Origin of the sequence: Oribacterium sp. HCP3S3_B9, assembly GCF_052064255.1 — a bacterium.
In the GTDB taxonomy this organism is placed as follows: domain Bacteria; phylum Bacillota; class Clostridia; order Lachnospirales; family Lachnospiraceae; genus Oribacterium.
Genome location: NZ_JBQHVY010000011.1, coordinates 1 through 20,152, shown reverse-complemented (window position 1 = coordinate 20,152; position 20,152 = coordinate 1). Strand labels below are relative to the sequence as shown.

Here is a 20,152-nt window from a genome sequence, read left to right as displayed (position 1 = left end):
GATTCCTCTTTTGAAATAAGGCTTTTCATATCCAGTATTTTCAAAATCGCCTAAGAGTGGATGTGTTTAAGCCATCCTCGATTATTCCAGTCCAAAAACATATCCAGTATTTTCAAAATCAAGCCATATTGGATAGGAACATGACGTTTTAGCCCCAGGGCCCGGGAACCTGCTTGCCGTTAGCATCGATCCAATTTTTCACTGTTTTGATACAGCATCACTCGACCGAACTAAAACAGGCGCCGGTTTTTTGTTTGCCTGCTTGGGGTGGGACCGATATGTAAGTAGATAAAAGATGTATGCCGGGGTGGGCAGGCAAACAAAAAGAGGTGCCTTATATAGCCCCTTGAAAGCCGCCGTATAAGCAGATTCTTCCATCGCTTATACGGCGGTCATATTTTACATTCTTCCGAATGATGCTATCTTCAGCTTTCTCACTTCACCTTCAGCTTGTCGAGTCCCCAGATGTCCTTCACGTACTCTTCGATGGTACGGTCGGAGGAGAACTTGCCGGCGTTTGCGGTGTTGAGGATCGCGGCTCTTGCCCACCATGCCTCGTCCTGATACTTCGCGACGGCACGCTCCTGTGCGTCGTGGTAGGACTCGAGGTCCTTCAGGATGAAGTAACGGTCTGCGACGTCGGACTCCTGGGTGTTCAGAAGTGAGTTGTAGAGCGGACGGAACAGCTCCGGGTTCTCCGGGCTGTAGTAGCCGTTCACGAGCTGCATCAGCACGCGACGGATCTTCTGGTTGTTGTTGAAGATCTCCATCGGTACATACTGATGGTTGTGCTCGAGCTCGATGACCTCCTCAGCGGACATACCGAAGATGAAGGCGTTCTCATCCCCGACTTCCTTTACGATCTCGACGTTCGCACCATCCATGGTTCCGAGGGTCAGGGCACCGTTCAGCATGAGCTTCATGTTGGAGGTTCCGGACGCTTCCTTGGACGCGGTCGAAATCTGCTCGGAGATATCCGCGGCCGGGATGATGATCTCGGCGTTCGATACACGGTAATCCTCGATGAAGACCACCTTGATCTTACCGTTGATGGACTCGTCGTTATTGATGACGTTCGCCACGCTGTTGATCAGCTTGATGGTCAGCTTCGCGGTCTTATAACCTGCCGCCGCCTTCGCACCGAAGATGTATACATGCGGATAGAAGTTCATATCCGGATGATCCTTCAGCTCGTTGTACATGTACATCACGTGCAGGATGTTCATCAGCTGACGCTTGTACTCGTGCAGTCTCTTGACCATGACGTCGAAGATCGCATCCGTCGATACCTGGATGCCGTTATGCTCGAGGATGTACTTCGCGAGGCGCTCCTTGTTGTGACGCTTGATCGCCATGAACTCCGCCTGGCACTTCTCATCATCCGCATAGACCTCGAGCTTCTTGATCTTCGAAAGGTCGGTAATCCAACCATCGCCGATCTTGTTGCTTACCCAGGCTGCAAGCTCCGGGTTCGCATGTACCATCCATCTACGCGGGGTGATACCGTTCGTCTTGTTGGAGAACATCTCCGGGAACATCTCATAGAAGTCCTTCAGGGTCTCCTTCTTCAGAATCTCGGTATGAAGCTGTGCGACACCGTTCACGGCGTGGCTTCCCACGATCGCGAGGTGCGCCATCTTCACCTGACCGTCATAGATGATCGCCATCTTCGAGATCTTATACTCTGCGTTGTTCGGATACTTTGCACGGATCTCCTCACAGAAGCGACGGTTGATCTCCTCGACGATCTGGTAGATACGCGGAAGCAGCTTCGAGAAGAGCTCGATCGGCCACTTCTCGAGGGCCTCGGCCATGATGGTGTGGTTCGTATATGCACAGGTCTTCTTCGTGATCTCCCATGCCTCATCCCACTCGAGGCCATAGTCGTCCATGAGCACACGCATGAGCTCAGCGACCGCTACGGTCGGGTGCGTATCGTTCAGCTGGAACGCGACCTTCTCGTACAGATGGTGAATGTCTCCATCATGCTTCTCGTAGTACTCCTTGACGGCGGTCTGTACGGAAGCGGAGATGAAGAAGTACTGCTGACGCAGACGAAGCTCCTTACCCGCGAGGTGGTTATCGTTCGGATAGAGGACCTCGACGATGTTACGCGCCATGTTCTCATTCTCTACGGCTGCCTGGTAGTTACCCTTATCGAACTCCTCGAGACGGAAGGTCTCCTTCGCCTCGGCATCCCATACACGGAGAGAATCGACGACATGATTACCATAGCCGACCACCGGTGTATCGTACGGAATCGCGATGACGGACTGATAGCCCTTCTGAACGAACTTCAGCTTGCCGTTTTCGTTACGTGTCTCCACCCAGCCGCCGAACTTGACTTCCTTCTGAAGCTCCGCACGACGAAGCTCGAACGGGTTACCGTCTCTCAGCCAGTCGTCCGGCACCTCACGCTGGTAACCATCCTCGATCTTCTGCTTGAACATACCATACTTGTAGCGGATGCCGCAGCCACATGCCCAGTAGTTAAGCGTTGCGAGGGAATCCAGGAAGCAGGCGGCGAGACGGCCGAGACCACCGTTTCCGAGTGCCCAGTCCGGCTCAGCCTCCTCGAGTGCATTGAGATCCAGTCCCAGCTCCTCGATCGCCTCCTTCAGCTCCTCATGACAGGTCAGATTCAGGATGTTGTTACCAAGTGCACGGCCCATCAGGAACTCCATGGAGAGGTAGTACACGCGCTTCGCGTCCTGCTTCTCTGCAGCCTTCTGGGTCTTCATCCAGTCGTCGATGATGACATCCTCGACAGCATACGCCACTGCATGAAATGCTTCCTTCGTATTCAGATCTACGAGAGATCTACGGTAGAGCTTACGCGCATTGGTCTCGACAGCCTTCTTAAATGCTACCTTGTCAAACTTTTCCACCATATATAAAATCCTTTCATTCTCAATTCACTTTGCATCTGCAAAGCTTCGAATATACTTCCGACCAGGATCACGCCCCCTTCCCCTGTGCGGGAACCTCGTGAACCGCGGAAGAACTACGGAGGCCATAAGGGCCTCCGCCGTCTACATATGAATTACAGCTTCTCAACCGCAAGCTTTACCTGCTTACCGTTGATATCCCACTCCTTTTCATAGCCCTTCATGATGTCATATACGATGCTGTCGGCCATTACGATTCGCTTGATTTCGTCTTCATTCTTCTGCATAAGTGCAGCGACTTCTGCATTGTCCTTCACGTAAACCGTGATGTGGTCCATAACCTCGAAGCCGGCTTCCTTACGCATGGTCTGAAGCTTACTGATGATCTCACGGACGAAGCCCTCTTCCTCGAGTTCCGGCGTCAGGTTCGTGTCGAGCACGACGGTGAGGCTCATGTCCTCCTCGGTCACGAAGCCGCCCTTCTGTGCGACGTCGATGAGGAGATCGTCCTTCGTGAGGCTGACCTCGGTGTCACCGTCCACGGTGAACTTCAGTACGCCGTTCTGGTCGAGCTCGTCCATCGCTGCAGAGCCATCCATCTCGGTGAGATGTGTACGAATCGCGTTTAAGTGCTTGCCATACTTCGGACCGACGGTCTTCAGCTGTGGCTTAAATGTATAGGAAGTGAATGCGCGAAGGTCATCCTGGAAGGTCACCTTCTTGACATTCAGCTCGTCTTCGACGATGTCGACGAAGAAAGGATCGAGTACGTGCTCTGCCTTTACATACATGTCACCGATCGGCTGACGATTCTTTACAGCTGCGGTGTTTCTCGCTGCACGACCGAGCAGTACCATGTGCAGCACCTCATCCATGTTCTCCTCGAGGGCCGTGTCGATCATCGACGCGTCCGCCTCCGGGAAGCTGCAGAGATGAACGGATTTCTTCGCAGACGGATCCACGCTGCATACCAGGTTACGGTAGATGGACTCGGTGATGAACGGAACCATCGGTGCCGCTACCTTCGAGAACGTTACCAGTGCGGTATAGAGCGTCATGTAAGCATTGATCTTATCCTGCTCCATGCCCTTCGCCCAGAAGCGCTCTCTCGAACGACGAACATACCAGTTCGACATGTCATCGACGAAATCCTGCATCGCGTTCGCCGCCTCCGGGATACGGAAGTTCGTGAGGTCGTCATCGACTTCACGGATCACGGTGTTCAGCTTGCTGAGCAGCCAGCGATCCATGACACCGAGGGACGCGTAGTCGAGGCTGTACTTCGTCGGGTCGAAGTCGTCAATGTTGGCGTACAGAACGAAGAATGCATAGGTGTTCCAGAGCGTCGACAGGAACTTACGCTGTCCCTCGACGACGGCCTTATCATGGAAGCGGTTTGGCAGCCATGGTGCAGAGTTCGTGTAGAAGAACCAGCGGATGGCGTCGGCACCGTGCTTCTGGAGCGCATCCATCGGGTCGACTGCATTGCCCTTCGACTTACTCATCTTCTGTCCGTTCTCGTCCTGAACATGGCCCAGTACGAGGACGTTCTGGTACGGTGCCTTATTAAAGAGGATCGTACTCTCGGCGAGGAGGGAATAGAACCATCCACGGGTCTGATCCACGGCCTCACAGATAAACTGTGCCGGGAACTGGGACTCGAAGAGCTCCTTATTCTCGAACGGATAGTGATGCTGTGCATATGGCATCGCGCCGGAATCGAACCAGCAGTCGATCACCTCCGGTACACGGTGCATCTCGCCGCCGCAATCCGGACAGCGCAGGGTGATCTGGTCTACATACGGCTTGTGGAGTTCGATGTGCTCGTAGCCCACATAGTCGGAGCTGTAGCCGCCCTTGCCCTCAGCCTTCAGCTGTGCGAGGAGCGCGTCGTAGTTCGTGGAACGCTCGCGGAGCTCCTGGATGGAGCCGATGGCCTCCTGCTTACCGCAGCACGGGCAGGTCCAGATGTTGAGCGGGGTGCCCCAGTAGCGGTTACGTGAAAGACCCCAGTCCTGTACATTCTCGATCCATGCACCGAAACGGCCGGTACCGATCGTCGCCGGGAACCAGTTGACGGTGTTGTTGTTGCGAACGAGGTCGTCCTTTACGGCACTCATCTTGATGAACCAGGACTCTCTCGCATAGTAAATAAGCGGCGTATCACATCTCCAGCAGTGCGGATAGGAGTGGGTGAACTTCGGCGCATCGAAGAGCAGCTTACGTGCGGACAGATCCTTCAGTACCTCTGGATCCGCGCTGATCGCACCCGCGACCATCTCCTTCTCGGTCGGCTTGCAGCGCATGCCGGCGAACGGCGTCTCCTCGGTCATCACACCCTTCTCATCGACGAACTTGATGAGCGGGAAGCCATTCTCACGGCCGACACGGGCATCATCCTCACCGAATGCAGGGGCAATGTGTACGATTCCAGTACCATCGTCTGCCGTTACGTAGCCGTCTGCGATCACGAAGTGTGCGCGCTTATGCTGCTTCGCAGCCGCCTCCGCTGCACATGCATAGAGTGGCTCGTAGTCGATCCCGACGAGGTCGGTACCCTTATAGGTCTCGAGGATCTCGTAGGCCGGCATGCCGTCCTTTGCAAGCGGGCCGAGTACCTTATCCAGCAGTGAGCAGGCCATCACGTAGGTGTAGCCGTCGGCAGCCTTTACCTTCGCGTAGTCCAGATCCGGATTTACACAGAGGCCGGTGTTCGATGGAAGGGTCCATGGGGTGGTCGTCCATGCGAGGAAGTAGAAATCCTGATCCTTCGCCTTGAAGCGGACGATCGCTGAACGCTCGGTCAGCTCCTTATAGCCCTGTGCTACCTCGTGGCTGGAGAGCGGGGTTCCGCAGCGCGGACAGTACGGTACGACCTTGAAGCCCTCGTACAGGAGCTTCTTCTTGAAGATCTCCTTCAGTGCCCACCACTCGGACTCGATATAGTCGTCATGGTAGGTAACGTACGGGTGCTCCATGTCTGCCCAGAAGCCGACCTTGTAGGAGAAGTCCTCCCACATGCCCTTATACTTCCAGACGTTTTCCTTACAGTGATCGATAAAAGGCGCGATACCGTAGTTCTCGATCTGATCCTTACCGTTGATGCCGATCTGCTTCTCGACCTCGAGCTCGACCGGAAGACCGTGGGTATCCCAGCCAGCCTTACGTGGTACCATCGCACCCTTCATCGCGTGGAATCTCGGAATCATGTCCTTGAACGCGCGCGTCTCGACATGGCCGATATGCGGCTTACCATTCGCCGTAGGCGGACCATCGTAGAAAACGTAGGATGGATCACCCTCGTGCTCCTTGATGGACTCTTCGAAGATATGATTCTGTCTCCAGAACTCCTCGACCTCGCCCTCGCGCTCTACAAAGTTCATGTTTGTATCAACTTTTCTAAACATAAGCGCCTTTTCTCCTTCAAAATATATATAAGTATAAACCGGTGTGGACCGGTTGCAGACCTCTAACCCGAAAAATAGGCAGAATGCGGCCTTTATAGCCTTCTCATTATAAAGTAGGGGGATGATAAAATCAAGGAAATAACGTGTAAAGGCGCGGTGCAGGCATACGAAAAGAAGCTGTGCCAAGTGGCACAGCTTCCAAAAGTTTTGTCTCGATTTTATCTGGATTTCGGTAAGCTTTCAGATTACCAGTCCTGGGCGTTTCCGTCAGAGATCTGTCCGTCCGGGCCCGGTACGTTGATCATGGTGTAGTCGATGACCGGTGCGATCTGGTTCGTGTATGCGCCTGCCGGTACGGATGGTCCGAACATCGCGCCTGCGGTCTGGGTGAGATCCGGCTCGCCGATCGCACTTGCAGCGTTTGTGTAGGCTGCATTTGCGGCTGCAGCAGCTGCCTTCGATGCGGCGACCTTATCGCTTACGGTGGTTCCGTTCGCTGCTGCGGCGCCTGCGCCCTTGATCTTGATGACATTGGTTACGATCTGGTTTGCTGTGAGGGATGCTGTGCTGCCGGCCTTCTTCGTGCCCTTCGCCGCGTTTCTTGCGACGGACTTCGCGTTAAATGCGTTCCGCACCTGCTTCGTGGAGGTGACGGTATCTACCAGGCTCTGGTATGCTGTATTTGCGGTGCCTGTACCGGCCGCGAGTGCGGTGCCTGCGAGTACAGATGCACTCATCAGAACAGCGGTGGTGGTTGCGACTACTTTCTTCGTGAAGTTTCTCATATTCGTTCTCCATTTCCCTGCAGGTCCCACAGGATATTCGAGGTGCCGGGCACCCGACGATCAAATCGTTCTCTGAAAGGCTTCAGATGAAGCTGCGGTGTTTTCAAACCGCTTCAGCCTCGCCATCGGTAAACCGATTCAGCTGATAATCCTACTATACCACAGCGGATTATGAAGAACAGCGCTTAAATTCTTGTTATTTGCTTAAGATTTGCTGGAGAATTCCAATTGCAGGCACTGTAAGCGCTTTAACTCGCGATCATGCCTACAAGAAAAGAATTCAGGCGGCAAGATTTCCTAGTCGCCTCATATTTCTCCAATTTCTGACGATTTCTTAACGTTTTCGTCAAAATCTGTAAGCGAATCGCAATCGAATCCCGCGGATTTCTGCACCCTCGGCATGCTATAGTATATTTATTCATACATTATAGTACGTGTGTTGTACCGGTATGCGCACGAGACATGCATCAGCTGCGTTTTCTATCCTCTTTCATGGGGCGCGGGCCAATGCTGAGATCCTGCGGCCATCCGGTCATCTATATCTACGAGGGGGAAGGTGTTATGCGTAAGTTCGAGCGATTCAGAAGAGTTACGAAAGGGAGGGCGATGTCCATACTGACCGCGGGTACCACGGTGCTGCTCAGCGCGGTGCTTCTGTCCACGCCTGCGCTTGCGGGCGAGTGGAGGGCGAACTCGACGGGGTTCTGGTACATAAATGATGATGGGAGCTATCCGACCTACGCGTGGCAGTGGATCGACGGAGACGGCGATGGGGTCTACCAGTGCTTCGCCTTCGACGAGAACGGATATCTCATGCTGAATCAGACGACGCCGGACGGCTATCTCGTCGGGGAGGCGGGTGCCTGGTTCGACGGAGTGACGCCCGTGACCCGGACGTATCCGGTCGGCACCTATGTCGCGCCGACGCCGATCGAGGGGCTCCGAAAGTATGGCTACGCTTCGGACGGTACGCGTCTTGTCACGAGTCGCACGGGTTCGAAAACGAACGCTTCCAATAAGACGAACAGCTCGAGCAACAAGAATAATAAGAATACGTCCACGAACAAGACGCATTCGTCCAGCTCGAAGAACAACAGCAGTGTTCTCAATAAGCCGAATGCTGGCAACACTGCGAGTGTGTCGAAGAAGGATCTCGTGACGAATAAGATCACCGTCGGTAAGACGGACGCAAACGGCGATGGCACCACTACCGGCACAGGTACCAGCGCCAATGCTTCAACCACCGAGCGGGTGGATCCGAGCACGACCGCACCATCCACCAGCGGCTTCGGTCCATCCGTCCCGAAGAAGAACACGAGCTCCTCGAGCGCGAGCGGCCCGCAGACCGTGATCACAAACAGCGACGGCCCGAACCGCGGTGGCAGCGTCACCACTGAAAACCGATAAAACGATCGAAACGGCAGAGGGAAGCCCTCTGCCGTTTTCAGTTCAGCCAGGAGACCCGACTTGATTTTACACGGTCTCTACGTATGGCCTCCGTTGCCGCCCCCTCCGGGTTCCCCCTGCCTAAGCTGTTATACCTGTCTACGTGCGTCGAGTTCGCCGGCGATGGATGCCTGGATCTCGTCGATCTCCCGCAGCTCTTCTGCGGAGAAGCTGGTGTTCTCGATAGCACCGAGGTTCTCGAGGATCTGCTGCGGCTTCGATGCGCCGATCAGAACCGAGGTGATCTCCGGATCGCGGAGGTCCCAGGCGAGGGCCATCTGTGGAAGCGTCTGTCCACGGCGCTTCGCGATCTCATCGAGGCGACGGATACCCTCCATCTTCTCCGGCTTGAGGTCGTCTGCATGGAGGAAGCGACCGTCCTTCGCGATACGGGAATCGGAAGGGATGCCATTCAGGTACTTCTCGGACAGCATGCCCTGAGCGAGCGGCGAGAAGCAGATAACACCCATACCGTCCTCGCGGGCGAAGTCCTTGAGCCCGTTCTTCTCGATGGTGCGGTCCAGAATCGAGTAGCGGTTCTGGTTGATAATGAGCGGCAGGTGGATCTCCTGGGCCAGCTTCCGCGCCTCGGCTGCGTGCGGGCCGTCGTAATTTGAGATGCCGACGTACAGCGCCTTCCCGGAGCGTACGATCTGATCGAGCGCCATGATGGTCTCCTCGAGCGGGGTCTCCGGGTCCATCCGATGATGATAGAAGATATCCACATAATCGAGCTGCATGCGCTTCAGCGACTGATCGAGTGATGCCATCAGATACTTACGGGAGCCCCAGTCACCGTAAGGGCCGTCCCACATGGTAAAACCTGCCTTCGAGGAGATGATCATCTCATCACGGTACGGACGAAGATCTGCGCTCATGATCTTTCCGAAGTTCTCCTCTGCCGCACCCGGCTCCGGGCCGTAGTTGTTCGCCAGATCGAAGTGGGTGATGCCGTGGTCAAATGCCGTAAACAGCATCGACTTCATCACGTCCATGTCGGCCTCCGTACCGAAGTTGTGCCAGAGACCCAGGGAAACCTTCGGAAGCTTCAGTCCCGACTTTCCACAACGCCGGTAGAGCTTCTCCTCCTCGCTGTAACGGCCTGCTGCGGCCACATATTTCTCGCTCATATCTTCTTCCTCCTCTTAGAAATCAAAAACCTTTACAGCTCCCGCCGGCTCATCTCAAGTGCCGATGCGATCACCTTATCCATGTCATAGTACTTGTACTCACCGAGACGACCACCGAAGATCACGCGCGTCTCGCTGTCTGCCAGCTTCTTATACGCCTGATAGAGCGCGCCGTTTTTCTCATCATTGACCGGATAGTACGGCTCATCGCCCGGCTTCCACTCGCTCGAGAATTCGCGGGAGATCACGGTCTTCGGAAGGTCCCGGCCCTCCGCGTCCTTGCCGAACTCGAACCACTTGTGCTCGATGATCCGGGTCCATGGCGTCTCGCGATCGGTGTAGTTGACAGCCGCATTGCCCTGGAAATTCGGCTGGTCGAGCAGCTCCGTCTCGAAGCGCACCGAACGGTACTCGAGCGTGCCGAGCTGGTAGCCGAAGTACGCGTCGATCGCACCGGTATAGACCACCTTCTCCGCAAGCGCGTCATACTTCGCCTTCTCCGCGAGGTAATCCACGCCGAGCTCCACCTCGATGCCGTCCAGCATGTTCGCCACCATCTGCGTATAGCCCCCGACCGGAATGCCCTGGTAGAGTGCATTGAAATAGTTGTTGTCGAAGGTGAGACGCACCGGCAGGCGCTTGATGATGAAGGACGGGAGCTCCGTGCACGGACGGCCCCACTGCTTCTCGGTATAACCCTTGATGAGCTTCTCGTAAATATCCACACCGATCAGCGAAATCGCCTGCTCCTCGAGGTTCTGGGGCTCAAACGGCGCATCCGCCGCGAGCCCGCGCTCCGCCTGCTTCCGCGCGATGTAATCCCGCTTCTGCTCGTTGATCTTCGCCGCAGCCTCCTCCGGCGTCACCACACCCCACATACGGTTAAAGGTGTACATGTTGAACGGCAGCGAATACAGCTCGCCGTGGTAGTTCGCCACCGGCGAGTTCGTGAAGCGGTTGAAGGTCGCGAACTGCTGCACGTAGTTCCAGACCTCCGTGTCGTTCGTGTGGAAGATGTGCGCGCCATACTTATGCACATGGATGCCCTCCACGTCCTCCGTATAGACATTGCCAGCGATGTTCGGACGCCGATCGATCACCATCACCGACTTCTCCGCCTTCCGCGCCTCATGCGCAAACACCGCACCGTACAGGCCGGCACCCACTACCAGATAATCATATTTCGCCATATCACGCTCTCCTTTCGCTGATTTCATTCACTTTTTATCTATAACATCCCGCTTGGGTGACACGCCAGGAAGCATCCCTTCACGCGGCCCGCCCGCACCGGCATCCGTCTAGCGTTTTCACAGAAGCTGCTGCCGGCCAGGTCTCAGCACGTCACCTTCAGCAGTTCGCTCTGTCCACGGATCTCGAGGCCAATGCTGTCAGCCGGCACGAAGATGCAGTCGCCTTTCCGGAACGAAAGCTCCACATCCTCGCCGCTGAGCGTTCCGCTGCCATCCACACAGAGCAGCACCTCGAAGGACGCCGGGCCCGTCGCAAACACGACGGATTTTAACATCGTATCCAGGTGGATCCGCTCCGTCCGGAAGTACTTGCACTGCTCGAGGAGCTCCACGCTGTAGCCGTCGTGTTCCTCACGCTCGCGCTGCAGCTGCTCCGGCAGCGGTTTCCGCCGGAGATCCACGACGTCCAGCGCCTTCGCGATGTGCAGCTCCCGTGGTTTTCCGTCCTTCCCGAGCCGATGATAGTCATACATCCGGTAGGTGAGGTTCGAGCTCTCCTGGATCTCCACGATCATCGCACCCGCGCCGATGGCATGCACCGTGCCGGACTCGATCAGAAAGACATCGCCGCGATGGATTTCCACCTTCTGGAGATACTGCTCCACCGTGTCGTCCTCGAGTGAAGCCGCCAGCATCGCCCTCGTAAGGTCCTGGCGGAAGCCATAGACGAGGCTCGCCCCCGGCGCCGCTTCAAGCACATACCACATCTCGGTTTTCCCAAGCTGCCCGTGCTCATGCGTCCGCGCGTACTCGTCACTCGGATGCACCTGCACTGACAGATCCCGCGCCGCATCGATAAACTTGATCAGCACCGGCAGGCCGCCCTCGCCGTCCGTCTTCGGATGCGTCCCGATGAACTCCGGATGCGCACGAAGCACATCCACGAGCTTCTCGCCCGCAAATACACCACTCGCCACGCGCGACGGCCCATCCGGATGCGTCGAGCACTCCCAGGTCTCCGCCAGCGGCGTCACATCTATATGTTTATTATACTCCTCGCGCAGCCGCGTACCGCCCCAGATATAATCCTTGGCCGCCGGCGTCAGGAGGAAAGGTCTGTTTTTCACTTGCATACTACAAAAAATGAGAGCCATGCTGTACGCACGGCTCTAATAAACAGTTATCAATTTCACGTGTGGGATTATAGTAACACATCTAGGGTAATTGTCAATCTTCGGGTGATGCCTCGACTACGGTATTAACATTATACAAGCATTGTATCCATCACTGAGCGCTTACCTCAAATCAATATCAAGTTTGATGACACAAAGAAAAACAGAGCTAACATCATACAAGTACAATGCCGCTCTGTAAAAGTTAAACTTTTTCTATGTAATGCTAATTCTACTCATTTGGGAACCAACTGTCAACCACCATTTTCAGGAAATCAAAAGTGTTTTTCACCTCCGGATTCCCTTTATAATAGTCTATATGTTTATATATGCGAGTCATGACCTTGTGCAGTTCTTCACTCTCCGATGTTTTGACTCCCGAGCTCGTCACCACTGTTTTATGCATAAAAAGCAGAGTCACCACTTGTTGTATTCTGGCATTACTCATCCGATTCTTACGGAAATTTTTGTTCATCCCTTCTATTCCCATTAACGCTTTAGTAACATCAGCATTCGTATCATGTGCTGCTGTCCTTGCGCGAAGATCATTCAGAATGCAGTTACTATGGGCCGATGCATTTCTGATTTCTTTGCAAGTCAAAAGCCGATAAAAATTATTTTTCATGCTCTTGTCAGAGAAACGATCCGCACAGAAGCCATAAAACGCAACCAGTCGGCCAAATGGAATAATTTCAATAAATGCCCATACCGGGTAGGCTCCATCATATTTATCGATGATGTTACCGCAATATATATTTCCTTTATTACGATTGATCTCGCTGTCAAAAATCTTCTTTTGCTTTTCGTTTAAAGAATCAATATAGTCCTGAACAATCCGATATCCATCTTCGCAATTCTCCTCAACCTTACGAAGAAGCTGTAATTTGGTGTGATGCTCGACATCCAAAGCCATATGTACGATTCGATATCTGAACTTCTTATCGATTATTGCCAAATCAACCAGATACGCAAAATCGAGATCAATATACTTATTTTTATTCTTACCGTCCGGATGCTTAGGATAATTCTTTCTATACGCTGTAAGTTTGAAGTAATTATTATGTTCAAGCAGATACTCCTTAGCAGCATCCTCATCCATAATATCGAAACGAACCCCTTTATCCTTAAGATGTTTCACCTGTCCATCCAGATCAAGTATAGGTTTAGTTATCTCCATATCGCAGTAAACCCTCTTATCTGTCATTCATAATAAGTATAATTTTACCATACAAAGGAGCTTACCTCAAAGCGATATTGGCGTTCATCCAGCGCATTTACTCATACCTACAATAGTGATCCTCAATCTATTTTCTCTCCATTCTGATCAAAGGTAAATTTCCGCTCGTACTCACACTCATTTTTATCAGCTATAACAATGCATCTCTGGCCAATCGTCATGGCTCCATCATTCCAATCTCCGAAGTAGTAAGTGGCATGTTGCCATGCGTAAGGATCGCTGTCCAGAAGTTTTGAACTACCTTTGTTTATCCAGCCGTAAAGCATATGGCCATTTTCATCAAACGCGTACTTTTTCCCTTTAATATCTCTTATGACATATTTTCCACTCAACTTACACTTATAAGCTTTTCCATCACTGACAAAGTACATCCACCAATAATCGGCATCTCTGACTAAAGCTTCATCACCTTCTTCAAATGCCACAGCCTTCCATGTTTCTGTTACCATAGCGCCATACTTATTAACGTAATAAATAGGTCCATTTACGTCTTCAATCAGTTTATCTGTCACCATATTTCCATCGGTATCTAGATAAAACCATTTTCCGTTGGCAGATTTCCATTCATCTGTAATTGGACTACCATTCACCAAATATCGCCATTTTCCTGTTGTATTATCCCATCCATTTCCAGCAATTTTAGGCTTTTCCCTGTTAAGCTCATCTATATTCAGGTCAACATCTTTTTGCGCCAATCTGATCGGCTGCGGAGTAGCAACATCATCTTTATATAAACCAGAATCATTATTATTTTCTATTGCCTTCTGGTTATGCTGCATAGCTTCTTCTATCAAGCCAAAAATACTCATCTGATAGGAATAATCATCCCCGTTTTTAGTATAGATACGCCAGTTTGATACTCCCTCATCATTTAGATTTGCGATTTTAGATTTCAACCTTTGATTTTCAATTATTCTTGTGAGAATTTGTAAATCCCGACCTGAATAATTATTGTCTATTTTAAAGGTACGTTCCAACAGTTTACAACTTTTTCCAATCATTTCATCGGACCGTACCGGAAACACATAATTTACGTAGGTATGCCAATCATCCTTCAATTGATCTTCAAATACTGTCGCAGCCTTAATTGAAACATACTTTACGCCCACAATATCTTCAGTTTCCTGGTTTTTCTGTATGTACTCAAGGAGAAACTGTGGAAAAATATATTCCGGCTTAAAGCTGCCGGATTCATTCCTTACTTTAATCGAACACAGAGCAAGCAGTGGCCAATACAGAAGGTATTCCTCGGGTGTAAACTTCAACTCTTTTCTTAAGTACGGCAGTCTCTGTGGGATATTACTCATGTCAACGATTGAATAACCATCTGCTCCTGGTGTTGTAGCTATCGCTGCTACTTGAAAGTCTTCAAAAGCAGGACGATTGAGTTCCACCCAACACGTATAAACAGAAGCCCCCAAATATAAGCACGGAAGTCCGGGGAAGCTATATCTCTGTGTCGAGATGATTCTACGGCTATCCAGCGGAATATGGAACATCTCTTCATCTTTATAGTCCTTAGTCGCAACGTCTCCGCTTCTGTTCTCTCTTGCACGATACATTGAGGCATCTGGAGAGATAGATGCTTTTAATAATTTAGAGTTCGAAATATGCAGTGCTTTCACTGCATGTTCAAAGTTTTTATACGCATTTGAATGAATCCCCTTCAGGTAATTTTTCAATGAGAGTCCGCATAATCTCCGAAATTTCTTAATACTATCCAAAACAGCTTGCGATACCCCTCTCCCCTCTAACTCACGAATATATATAGTCAGCAAGGTATCAACCTCTGTTTTAAAATCATCACTTCCGAATTCTACTGGTATTTTAAATTTCGGATCACTGAAAATGCTCTCTAACAAGTCCATTCTTCGCCTTGTTCTTCCTTCCTGTCCATCCCATCATGCGTGCCCAATCCTTCGCATCTTCTTTACTTTCAAACGCACTCACTTCGCTCTCTTCTTTTCCCTTTACTACCTTTAGCAGCTCACAGTACCCGCGTATCCCGCCTACGTCATCCATCACCGGCAGTCCATCCGCTGCCACGCAGATCGGCCGCTCCGTCTCCAGCACCTGGTCTTTCAGCTCGCCTTCCACTTCCTCGACCACAGTGATCTTCACCGTCCAGTCATCGCCGTAATCATATCGATAAATCAGCGTATCCGAGAGCGGCAGAACCGGCAGATCCGTCTTCTGTATGAGTCCCCACCGTGCCTTATCATCTTCACTACCGAGACAATCATCTATCTCTTTTAGATTTGCATCGAAGTTCTTCGCCGTGGATATCACAAGCTCTATCAGGTCTTCGCTGTCCGCCAGCTCCAGTCCGATCAGCTGTCCGACCGGGATTCGCTCCAGTAGTTCATCCATACCGGCGGCCAAATACATCTTCATCGCATCCATGGAGACGTCTTCGATCTTATGACTTGTGAGCCACAGAGTGACTCTCCCAGTCTACATAAATCACGTTCGTGGCCCCTTTACAAGCCTCCGGAACTCCTGCTCCGTATCCACAAAGTGATATGGTGCATACTCATTCTTTTTCTTGATTTTTATCAAATTTCTGTCGAATATCTTTAAAACATATGCCCAGGTTCGAATGTCGCTCCAGAGAATGCACATCCTCCCGAATATAGTCCCAGGACTCTGCGTAATCATTTACTACTGAGAAATCCGAATCACACAAAAACGCAAGGAACTCCTTTAAATGGTCCTTATATTTCATTGCAAAATGATATGCATCGTTTTCTTTATCATCATCGGTACTGTTCAGTTTATCATGCAGAACATGATCCAGATTGCAGGACATATAGTACGCGCGGTATGGAATGCTCGTCCACACCTTATTTTGAGACTGCAGCCGATTCATATTACTGCTTTTCCGATGATTTCTTGCAATGATTAGATCTGGACGACTCGTTTCGATCGAGCGCAGTGTATACTTCGGACCATTCGTAGCCTCCGGATTTTCCTCCACATGATCATCCGAAATATAGGTCCCATCCGTATCCATAATGTGTATTACTTCGAGAAAATCGGTCCTCGTATAGTGGTTTGATTTCGCATACGCTTTCACCAGATCACCGACCTTACTCACGATATGGGCAGCATCCGTACGGCTATCTGAAGTAATGTCTCCATGTGTGATTTCGACAAAAATTTCCTGGTCCGTAAATAGTCTCTGAAATATAACGCCCAGAGCCTCATCATCCGAAGGGCCTTCTACAATTACATAGATTATTTTCTTACGTGCCAATCGCCTCACCCGCCTCTCTGAACGCCAGTGCGATTTCCGCATTATTGGTTGCGTTGTACACTTCCTCGCGCTGCTCGCCGAGCACGATATCCCGGAAGTAAAAATCTCTCAGATTATTATTTTCCTTGATATTCGTCAGTCGGATATACCGATTTTCTGGATTCGTCGTCGTAAATGCGATAAATCCACGATCCAGTGTCTCCAGAGGACGCAGATTATGGGATGTAAAAATCAGCTGTCCCTTTCCCTTTTCAGAAAGAATCCGAAGAAGCTCACCGAGCAGATACTCGAAAATACCCGAATCCAGCTCATCAATCACGATCGTAATCGACGGCTTATTATACATTACGATTAAGAGCTGCAGCACCGATATGATTTTCTTGATGCCTTCCGACTCATACTGCAACGGGATACTCTTATGATTCTTATCCGACATCAGCATGATACGACGCCCCGATGACCCGTTTTTCATCACCGTCGGTCCCAGGTCCATCACACTGATCGTCAGACCGGGTACAATCTGCTTCAGAACGATGTTCATGTCCTCCACAACTTCAAATACCGTACGAAATACTTCATCTGGAATATCTGCCGTTTTCCCCAGCGGAACCATCAGATTTCCCACCGCACCATGCTCGCCATGTCGAACATTAAATGCAAGTGGAAGTGCATTTAAACTGATGATACCCGTGTTCGATGTACCGATGACGAAAAGCTCATAATTACCATAAAAAACCATCCTCTCGATGATTTCACTATGAAATGCACGCTCATCTGGAATCACTGTTCCATCCTGCTTCACAGATTCCTGCTGCTTCCGCATCTCCGTCAGAAACTCTCTGGAAAAAATAAAAGAACGGGAAGTCGCCGATGCCAGCGCCTTCGCAACGATCAGCCGCTGTTTCACATCCCGATCCTTGCCAAAAAGCAGCTCGTATTTCGAATTCGGTACAAAAACAGAAACGGAAGATGTATCAATAAACGGCCCCTTCCGTATCTTTCGATCCCCCTCCGCATCCTCATAAGAAAAACTCAGCAGTTCATCCATGATCTGCACTTTTTTCTTCGATTTATGCTCGAAAGCCTGATCTGTATTCTGTTCTGTATCATCCTCTATGCTCATCATCGAGAATGCATAGAAAATATCACATTTTCCGGTCTGCTGATCTTTCATTTCGAAATGAAAGGAAAGACGTGCCATCTTTTCATCCACGTTAATATAATCCGCAAACTTATCCGGTACACTCTGCCCGGATAAAATATGCTTCAGCATCTGGAGTGCATCGATCAGTGCCGTCTTACCCGAACCATTCTGACCATAAAGCCCCAGTACACTGGCTCTGAACTGCTTTCTACGATTTATCAGATTCAAATGACCATTTTTAACATTCTTAAAATTCTGAATCTGAATATCGACCAGTCGAACAAGCGAATTTACCATAGCCGTTCCTCCTCATCTGTTTGCATGTTCACTATAACATCAATGTGCAAAAGTATCAATATGGATCAAACTATAGGCACAATTTGTACCGTTTTTTGTTTCTGTATGTCACAGTCATCCATTCCTCTGCCATAAAATCTGTTTATTTCCATCTCTATCTATAATCCGCATCTAAACCGGCGAAGCCCCGCTAGGGGGCTCCGCTCACCCGATTTTTTTCACTTCCTTATTACTGTGAACTTCCAGAGATTTTGCAACTAAAGCTCCTCTATCGAGCTGGTTTTACTATCTTTGGAAGTTTTTTGCCATCAATTTCAGTCTTCGTCTTTTGACGTCTCACCCTTGATGTACTGGAGGATGTCCTCATAACTTCGTGAGCTATCGGCGATTGCTTTCATCAGTTCTTCGCTCTGCATCGCCTTCTGCTTATCCAGTAGTTCTTTCAGTTCCTTCGTCAACTGATCATACTGCTGTCTGTTCTTACTGATCGCCGTTTCGAGCTTACTGATCTTTTTCTCCAGCGTATCTTTGCTGATCGTTCTTGCCATTACTTAGTTTCCTCCCGCAGCGCTTCGCTGATAAAGGCTGCCTTATATTTCACCTGAGCTCCTTCGATACCAAACGCGCTCAGGATTTCCTTCTGTGCCTTTGTTACTGCGTGATCCATCCGATACACGTTATCCAGGTGTCTGCACAGCTCGATTTTCTCGAGTTCGCGGATAGCGGCTGGAACCGTGAAATAATTCGGCTTTTTGATCATCGTGCTGACTTTGTCTTTCAGCGCAGTATAGATTCTGCAGCGTATGATCAGCGCGATAAATCCGATAAAGATCTTGTTGTCTGCTGCTTCCTGCGATGCCACGCAAAGCGCTCCGTTACCAAGAAAGGACTTATCTGCACGGAACAGCTTCTCCGATGCATCCCGACTTTTGTACAGTCTGATTGCCTGCTTTGCGTCCATCTTCTCTGATGTTATGATGGCGAAATAGCCACACAGTTCCAGCTCGTCCTGGATCACCTGAAGCTTCGGTTCTACATAGACAAGCACGCCGCTGTCCTGATCCCGATGCAGGAAGAAGTACTTGTCGAACACCGGACCAAACTCCCTCTTTACATTACGGTTTGAGTCCAGATAGCTCTGCATCTGCTGAATATTTTCTTCAAATCTCGCACGTTTACCGGCTGCCTTCGCCGCACTGTAGTACATGTGTATGTAACGCTTCTTGGTATCCGATACATACAGAAACGTATGAATCGTCTTTCCGTACACGCCGAATTCGGCGATCTGATTTCCCCAGCTGCTTTCGAACGAGCCCTTCTGCTGTCGGATCTGATCGTGAATGAAACTCTTCATACCTTTCACCATGATGATAAACGCAAATCCGTTATCATCCATGAACTTTAGGTTCTCCTTACTGAAGTAGCCGCGATCCAGGATGAAACCGATGTTGTTGTAGCCGCATCCCTTCATCTTTGCAATCATGAACTGCAGCTGTGAGACGTCGTTGATACTTCCCGGATACTTCTCATACGTCAGCGGCTCACGGTTGTTTACATCGTAGGCAACGGCATAGTTAAAGATCGGCAGGCCGGCATCGACCTTCGCCGCACCATACTCGACCATGCTGATGTCACCGGCTTCACAGTTCTTGTTTGTGGAATCATAGGAGACGTAGATTCGCTCACGCCTGTTGCGTTCCTCATTCCAGAGATTCAGAAACATCTGCCGCTGATTCTCGCTGAGGTCTCGCAGGAAGTCGGATATCGTCGAATCACTGTAGGCCTTCATGTTCGGTGTGAAGAGTGGATGATTGTACGCATAGTCCGGATAGTACTGCGCTGCATTGTTTTCCGTGATGATGGAATACGCCGCCAGATCCAGAATCAGACCGCTGTTTCTGGTACCGAATGCCGCCTCCAGTTTCTCACAAAGACCCATGTCTTTTACCACCTGATTTATCACCATTTTGTGCATCTGCCTATTCGTCAGATGCGCAAAATGCTTGTTGGGGCAACATCCCCAAACCCCTTCGAATTACAACTGCGTTGCTGGCTGCGCAGATTAAGAAGATATATTTAAGATATATTTGGCTCTTCGGGCGTACCTGTGGGTAAAATCCGTGGCAGAAATGCCCGTTAAGCCCCTCCATTGTTAGTTTTCTGGCTCCGCTATCGGCCTGTTCGGTAAAGGAACCTTAAT

At 50.7% G+C, this 20,152-nt stretch carries 14 protein-coding genes; 1 reads left to right on the top strand and 13 read right to left on the bottom strand.

Features of this window, described 5'->3' with window-relative positions; genetic code table 11:
- Positions 1 to 434: 434 nt before the first annotated feature.
- The 3 genes from ACTNC3_RS06935 to ACTNC3_RS06925 all read right to left on the bottom strand — a co-directional run bounded on the left by ACTNC3_RS06935 (position 435) and on the right by ACTNC3_RS06925 (position 7,080).
- Positions 435 to 2,891 carry a glycogen/starch/alpha-glucan phosphorylase gene (locus ACTNC3_RS06935; protein ID WP_441226924.1) on the bottom strand — a complete coding sequence of 819 codons (2,457 nt, stop codon included), beginning with the start codon at positions 2,889 to 2,891 and terminating at the stop codon, positions 435 to 437.
- Between the two features lie 152 nt (positions 2,892 to 3,043).
- Positions 3,044 to 6,295, bottom strand: a complete 3,252-nt coding sequence (ileS, locus tag ACTNC3_RS06930; protein ID WP_441226923.1) for an isoleucine--tRNA ligase — start codon at positions 6,293 to 6,295, stop codon at positions 3,044 to 3,046.
- Between the two features lie 245 nt (positions 6,296 to 6,540).
- Positions 6,541 to 7,080: a hypothetical protein gene (locus ACTNC3_RS06925; RefSeq protein ID WP_441226922.1), complete on the bottom strand. Its 540-nt coding sequence runs from the start codon at positions 7,078 to 7,080 to the stop codon at positions 6,541 to 6,543.
- Between the two features lie 561 nt (positions 7,081 to 7,641).
- On the opposite strand from ACTNC3_RS06925, the gene ACTNC3_RS06920 reads away from it, so the two are divergent.
- Complete coding sequence (locus ACTNC3_RS06920; RefSeq protein WP_441226921.1) at positions 7,642 to 8,487, top strand: hypothetical protein; 846 nt, start codon at positions 7,642 to 7,644, stop codon at positions 8,485 to 8,487.
- A gap of 128 nt (positions 8,488 to 8,615) precedes the next feature.
- Here ACTNC3_RS06920 and ACTNC3_RS06915 read toward each other — a convergent pair whose 3' ends face one another.
- From ACTNC3_RS06915 to ACTNC3_RS06870, 10 genes are all read right to left on the bottom strand, one after another.
- Positions 8,616 to 9,656, bottom strand: a complete 1,041-nt coding sequence (locus ACTNC3_RS06915) for an aldo/keto reductase (RefSeq protein ID WP_441226920.1) — start codon at positions 9,654 to 9,656, stop codon at positions 8,616 to 8,618.
- A gap of 32 nt (positions 9,657 to 9,688) precedes the next feature.
- Complete coding sequence (glf, locus tag ACTNC3_RS06910; protein ID WP_441226919.1) at positions 9,689 to 10,846, bottom strand: UDP-galactopyranose mutase; 1,158 nt, start codon at positions 10,844 to 10,846, stop codon at positions 9,689 to 9,691.
- A gap of 143 nt (positions 10,847 to 10,989) precedes the next feature.
- Positions 10,990 to 11,973, bottom strand: a complete 984-nt coding sequence (locus ACTNC3_RS06905; RefSeq protein ID WP_441226918.1) for a type I phosphomannose isomerase catalytic subunit — start codon at positions 11,971 to 11,973, stop codon at positions 10,990 to 10,992.
- 277 nt (positions 11,974 to 12,250) lie between these two features.
- Positions 12,251 to 13,195: an Abi family protein gene (locus tag ACTNC3_RS06900; RefSeq protein ID WP_410044070.1), complete on the bottom strand. Its 945-nt coding sequence runs from the start codon at positions 13,193 to 13,195 to the stop codon at positions 12,251 to 12,253.
- 122 nt (positions 13,196 to 13,317) lie between these two features.
- Positions 13,318 to 15,123, bottom strand: coding sequence for an N-acetylmuramoyl-L-alanine amidase family protein (locus ACTNC3_RS06895; protein ID WP_441226917.1), 1,806 nt, complete (start codon positions 15,121 to 15,123; stop codon positions 13,318 to 13,320).
- On the bottom strand, positions 15,095 to 15,658 hold the full coding sequence (locus tag ACTNC3_RS06890; protein ID WP_441226916.1) for an IS1096 element passenger TnpR family protein: 564 nt from the start codon (positions 15,656 to 15,658) through the stop codon (positions 15,095 to 15,097). Before ACTNC3_RS06890 ends, ACTNC3_RS06895 begins: the two co-directional genes overlap by 29 nt.
- 130 nt (positions 15,659 to 15,788) lie before the next feature.
- Complete coding sequence (locus ACTNC3_RS06885) at positions 15,789 to 16,511, bottom strand: hypothetical protein (RefSeq protein WP_441226915.1); 723 nt, start codon at positions 16,509 to 16,511, stop codon at positions 15,789 to 15,791.
- Positions 16,501 to 17,952, bottom strand: coding sequence for an AAA family ATPase (locus tag ACTNC3_RS06880; RefSeq protein WP_441226914.1), 1,452 nt, complete (start codon positions 17,950 to 17,952; stop codon positions 16,501 to 16,503). The genes ACTNC3_RS06885 and ACTNC3_RS06880 overlap by 11 nt, the downstream gene beginning before the upstream one ends.
- 314 nt (positions 17,953 to 18,266) lie before the next feature.
- A complete protein-coding gene (locus ACTNC3_RS06875; protein WP_441226913.1) occupies positions 18,267 to 18,500 on the bottom strand; it encodes a hypothetical protein in 234 nt (77 codons plus the stop codon).
- Positions 18,500 to 19,918: an IS1634 family transposase gene (locus tag ACTNC3_RS06870; protein WP_441226912.1), complete on the bottom strand. Its 1,419-nt coding sequence runs from the start codon at positions 19,916 to 19,918 to the stop codon at positions 18,500 to 18,502. Before ACTNC3_RS06870 ends, ACTNC3_RS06875 begins: the two co-directional genes overlap by 1 nt.
- Positions 19,919 to 20,152 lie beyond the last annotated feature (234 nt).